The following is a 4849-nucleotide window of genomic DNA, read 5'->3' as shown; positions in this document are numbered from 1 at the left end:
GGGCGCGGGCGCAGCCGGCGGCGCAGACCGGCTGCCTGCCGGTCCCGGGCATGCCGAGCGAGCCAGGCGAGCGGGTCCGCCGGCGTCGGGCCGGGTGTGTTCTGTGTCACGGCGACGTTGGCCGGCGGGCTCGTGGCCGCGGCGGCGGCCGGTGCGGCGCCGTGGCGGGCCTGCGGGGGGGCACTGTCGGGTATCACGACGGCGAGCGTACGACCTCTGCCGGGCGCTGCGGGGTGCCCGCCAGCTCGTGGTCCTCGCCGGTCTGGCAGTGTGCAGCCCGTGGGAACCCTCGCCGACATGCTGCGGGCGAGCACCGACCTCAGCGACGACGACATCGACCATCTGCACGCGCTCGTCGCGGACTGGGCCCTGCTCGCCGACCTGTCCTTCGCCGACCTGCTGCTGCTCGTGCCCGTCCGCTCCGGCACGGCGTCGGGCCGGGGCGGACGCACGAGCGGGACCGAGTTCCTGGTGGTGGCCCAGGTACGACCGACCACGGGATCGACCGTCTACCACAACGACGAGGTCGGCAGCGTGGTGATCAACCGCTGGGTGGTGCAGAACGCCTGGCGGGAGCACCGGATCGCCCGGGAGGGCGAGCCCGAGTGGGACGGCGGGGTGCCGGTGCGCACCGAGGCGATCCCGGTCCGTCACGGCGATGAGGTCATCGCCGTGCTGGCCCGCGACACGAACCTGGCCAACCCCCGCACCCCCAGCGACCTGGAGTCGTCCTACCTGCAGGGTGCCAACAACCTCGCGCTGATGGTCGCCGAGGGCGTCTTCCCGTTCCGGGGCAGCTCCTCCGAACTGCCCGAGTCGCCCCGGGTCGGGGACGGCATGATGCGCCTGGACGGCGCCGGCAAGGTCGTCTTCGCCAGCCCGAACGCGCTGTCCGCCTACCGTCGCCTCGGCTACACCGGCAACGTCACCGGCGAGGATCTGCGCACGGTGCACCGGGCGCTGAACCTGCCGGCCACGACCCCGGCGGTCTGGCACGCGATCGGCCGGCGCCGGCCGGTGGAGGTCGAGGCCGGGGTCGGCAGCACGGTGGTGCTGCTGCGGGCGATCCCGATGTTCCCGGGCGCCACCCGGGAGGTCCTGGTGCTCGTGCGGGATGTCTCCGAGTTGCGCCGGCGCGAGGAACTGCTGCTCAGCAAGGACGCAACGATCCGTGAGATACATCACCGGGTCAAGAACAACCTGCAGACGGTGGCGGCCCTGCTGCGGTTGCAGATGCGGCGTACCAAGGTCGACGAGGCGCGCGCGGCGCTGCGGGAGTCGGTCCGCCGGGTGACCTCGATCGCGGTCGTGCATGAGACCCTGTCGCAGAGCCTGGGTGAGAGCGTGCCGTTCGACGAGATCGCCGACCAGATCACCTCGGTGACGGTGGACCTGGCGTCGACCGGGGCGCGGGCGAACACCCGCCGCTCGGGCTCGTTCGGCCGGCTGCCAGGGGAGCTCGCCACCCCACTGGCCCTTGTGCTTTCGGAGCTTCTACAGAATGCTGTAGAACATGCGTTCGACGGATCGGCGGGTTCGATCGAGATCCGCGTCGCCCGCTCGGTGGACCGCCTCGACGTGGTGGTCGCCGACGACGGCGCCGGGCTGCCGGAGGACTTCCAGTTGGAGCACTCACCCCGGCTGGGGCTGCAGATCGTGCGTCAGCTGGTGCTGGGAGAGATGCATGGCACGATCCGGCTCCAGGCTGGTCAGGAGCATGGCACCGAGGCGCTCCTGTCCATTCCACTTTCTGAAAGTTGATGGTTTGGGGCGCTGGAAGGGCGGGTATCGCTCTGGTGTGTCCCTCGTCGGTGGTCGGAGCGGCGATGATCCGTGCCGTCGCCGAGCCGCCACTGAGCCGCAAAGCGTGACGGCCGCCCCGTCCGCGTCGCGCCGCATCGCTGCGGCGGACGCGCGGACAGAACGGCCGGTGCTGGTGCTCGCCGCACCCCCGAGTAAACCCGGGGCCGGGCGGAGCGTCGTGCGGAAACCACTGTGGCCGGCGTGGACGGAGCTGTCCGGCGGTCAGGGCATGCCGCGAGCGGATGTCGGCGAGCTGACAGGGAACGGTGGTGCACCCCGGTCCGCTACTGCGCGGCGCCGGAGATGGTTCGGTCAGGCGGTCCGGACTCGCAGCCGAATCTGGCGCTTGAGCGCCCGGCGTTCGTCCTCGCTCAAACCACCCCAGACACCTGAATCCTGCCCGGTGTCCAGTGCCCAGTTCAGACAGTCACTAGTGACTGCGCACCGCGCGCAAACGGCCTTTGCCTCTTCGACCTGGCGTTCAGCCGGACCGGTTGTACCGATCGGGAAGAAGAGCTCGGGATCCTCGTCACGGCAGAGCGCTCTGTGGCGCCAGTCCATGCGTACAACTCCCTCTCTCGTCGTCTCGGGCCACACTGCACATGAGACGCTTTGCGAGCCGCTACGGTTGTGCCGCGGTGAAAATTGAATGAGCAGCTTGTCTGCTCGGCCCGGCGGCGGGCCGTGGAGCGGGTTTCTGGCGGTCGGTGAGCCCAGGTGCACGTGCATCCACCCCGGACATTCGCCACCCTCCCACCGGAACCGGCAGGGGCGCAAGAACCTGCAAGCGTCTTCACACCCTGTCTGGCCTGCACTTGTCCGGCAGGGACACAGGTAGGCCACGCCGAGCCACAGTCTCCCGTGGTCGCGGGCGCGCGAGGGAAGTCCTGGTTGACAGGGGATGTCGCGCTTCCGACCCGAGTCGCGCGTAGCCTCGGAGGCGGTCCGAGGGCACGTGAGATGACCGTCGCGGTTGGGCGGGTGTAGATCATGCCATCTGGGCATCGGTAGCCTTCTGGGTACATCCGGGGGTCTCCGCGGCCCGCGCGGCTGAGGCCATCTGCCCGCCATGACTCGATCAGCCAGCCGGGGGATGGCAGGGTTGCGTCATGGAGGTACTTGGTCATCGGGGTAGCAGGGTGCCCGGCCCGGAGAACACGGTCGAGGCGGTGGACGCGGCGCTGAGCGCCGGTGCGGACGGCGTCGAGATCGACATCCGCCGCAGCGCCGACGGGGACTTGGTCTGCGTCCACGACGCCCGGTTGTCCCGTCCGGCGGGCAGGGCGGTGATCCGATCGTCCACCGAGGTGCTGCGGGCCCGTGGGATCCCACTGCTCGACGAGATCATCGATGTCTGGGCCGGTCGGGGTCGGCTCATCTGCGAGATCAAGAACCAGCCGGGTCAGCCGGACTTCGACGCGCCCCGGGAACGCACCGCGCAGGCCCTCGTGGAGCGCCTGCGCGCCCGCGGCCTCACCGGCCCCCGGCCCACCGTCGCCGAACTCGACGCCGGGGTGGGTGGCATCACCGTGTCGTCGTTCGACTGGTTCGCGATCGAGGCGGTGCGCGACGCGGACCTCGCCGTCGCCACGGCCTTCCTGACGATGCCCCGGATGTCCGTGTCCGGCGGACTCGGCTACGTCCGCTCCGCCGGCCACACCGAGCTGCACCCCCACACCGGCGCCGTGCTCGGCGCCGCCGACGCCGCCGCCCGTGCCCGCGAGGCCGGTGTGAGGCTGGTCACGTGGACTGTGACCAGCGTCGAGGCCGCGCGAGCCCTGCGGGACGCTGGCGTCACCGGGGTGATCTGCGACGACCCGCTGGAGGTCCGCCGCGCGCTGGCCGACCCAGCCGGCTAGCGACCCAGCCGGCTAGCGACCCAGCCGGCTGGCGGGTCAGCCGATGACGCGCAGGACCCGGGGATGGTGGGTCAGCAGTACCTCGTCGGACTCGCCGAGGTACTCGCCGTCCATCTGCAGCGGGATCGGAACCTCGGAGCGGAACCGCATCGTCGCGGCGTCGTGGCGGCTGACGACGTTGCGCCCGTGCGGCGCCCCGTCGCTGGCGAGAATCTGGCGGCCGGTGCGCAGCACCGAGGACATCCGCACCCGCCGCAGCGCGAGCAGGTCGAGCCCGGTGTCGAACGAGGCGTCGGGACAGGCGAGCACGGGGCGCGAGTGCAGGTAGGTCCACGGCCGGGTGTTGCAGACGATCCCGAGGGCGATCTGGCGGTCCGCGTCGGAGTCCGTGGCCTCGCCCGGCGGCCCGGCCGGATCGGCGGGCGCGAGCCGCTGAGCCGCGGCCAGGTCGTCATTCGTCCCGTCGCGCTGGCCGGGCACGTCGCTGTGGGCTGCGGTGGTCTCCAGCTCGATGGTGGGGCTGCCGCGGCCGGTGCCACGGGCGACCTGGACCGCGGCGGTGCGCAGGAACAGCCCGGGGGAGTTGCGCCGTCCGCCGGAGCGCCTGCGCTCGACCCGGTCGACCACCCGGGCGTCGAGGCCCACCCCGAAGCAGAACGTGAACCAGCGTCGCTCGTCGCCGTAGACGGCTTCACCGAGGCTGATCTGGCGGCTGCGCCCGGCCCGCAGCGCGTCCAGCAGCTCCCCGGTCGCCTCGACGGGGGAGGCGGAGTAGCCGAGGGCGCGCACGAAGACGTTGGTGCTGCCGCCGGGCACAACCGCGAACGCGGGGCCATCGGCGATCGGGCCGTTGTGCACCATGCCGTTGACGACCTCGTTGACGGTGCCGTCGCCGCCGAGCGCAATGACCACGTCGACGCCCAGTTCGACGGCGCGCGCGCCGAGCTCGACCCCGTGACCGCGACCCTTGGTCACCACCGTGTCCAGGACGAGGTCGGCTGCGAGTGCGCTGGCGAGGACGTCACGAACGCGTTCGGTGGTGGTGGTGGCAACAGGGTTGACGACCAGCAGCCCTCGCATGCCTCTACCGTAGCCCGCGCACGCAGGCCGGGCGTCGGTGTTGTCACCGTGCTCATCCTCGGCGCCGCCTACCACGGACTTGACCGAACCCACATCTCCCACGCCAG

At 71.6% G+C, this 4849-nt stretch carries 4 protein-coding genes and 1 pseudogene; 2 read left to right on the top strand and 3 right to left on the bottom strand.

Features of this window, described 5'->3' with window-relative positions:
* Positions 1–299 (bottom strand): annotated as a pseudogene (locus MXD58_RS20040) (8-amino-7-oxononanoate synthase); the annotation flags it as partial.
* On the opposite strand from MXD58_RS20040, the gene MXD58_RS20035 reads away from it, so the two are divergent.
* Positions 298–1761, top strand: coding sequence for a sensor histidine kinase (locus MXD58_RS20035; RefSeq protein ID WP_248836851.1), 1464 nt, complete (start codon positions 298–300; stop codon positions 1759–1761). The pseudogene MXD58_RS20040 and the gene MXD58_RS20035 sit on opposite strands and share 2 nt — an antisense overlap.
* Before the next feature lie 354 nt (positions 1762–2115).
* On the opposite strand, the gene MXD58_RS20030 is transcribed toward MXD58_RS20035, so the two are convergent.
* Positions 2116–2364, bottom strand: coding sequence for a WhiB family transcriptional regulator (locus MXD58_RS20030; protein WP_248836774.1), 249 nt, complete (start codon positions 2362–2364; stop codon positions 2116–2118).
* 548 nt (positions 2365–2912) lie between these two features.
* Here MXD58_RS20030 and MXD58_RS20025 point away from each other — a divergent pair.
* The gene (locus tag MXD58_RS20025; RefSeq protein WP_248836773.1) at positions 2913–3662 is read left to right on the top strand and encodes a glycerophosphodiester phosphodiesterase; all 750 of its coding nucleotides are present in this window, start codon (positions 2913–2915) and stop codon (positions 3660–3662) included.
* Positions 3663–3698: 36 nt separating this feature from the next.
* On the opposite strand, the gene MXD58_RS20020 is transcribed toward MXD58_RS20025, so the two are convergent.
* Positions 3699–4742, bottom strand: coding sequence for a diacylglycerol/lipid kinase family protein (locus MXD58_RS20020; protein ID WP_248836772.1), 1044 nt, complete (start codon positions 4740–4742; stop codon positions 3699–3701).
* Between the last annotated feature and the right edge of the window lie 107 nt (positions 4743–4849).

Origin of the sequence: Frankia sp. AgKG'84/4 (genome assembly GCF_023242965.2) — a bacterium.
GTDB lineage: Bacteria > Actinomycetota > Actinomycetes > Frankiales > Frankiaceae > Frankia.
Note: the sequence above shows the minus strand (reverse complement) of the source record. Positions and strands in the feature narration are given on the sequence as shown.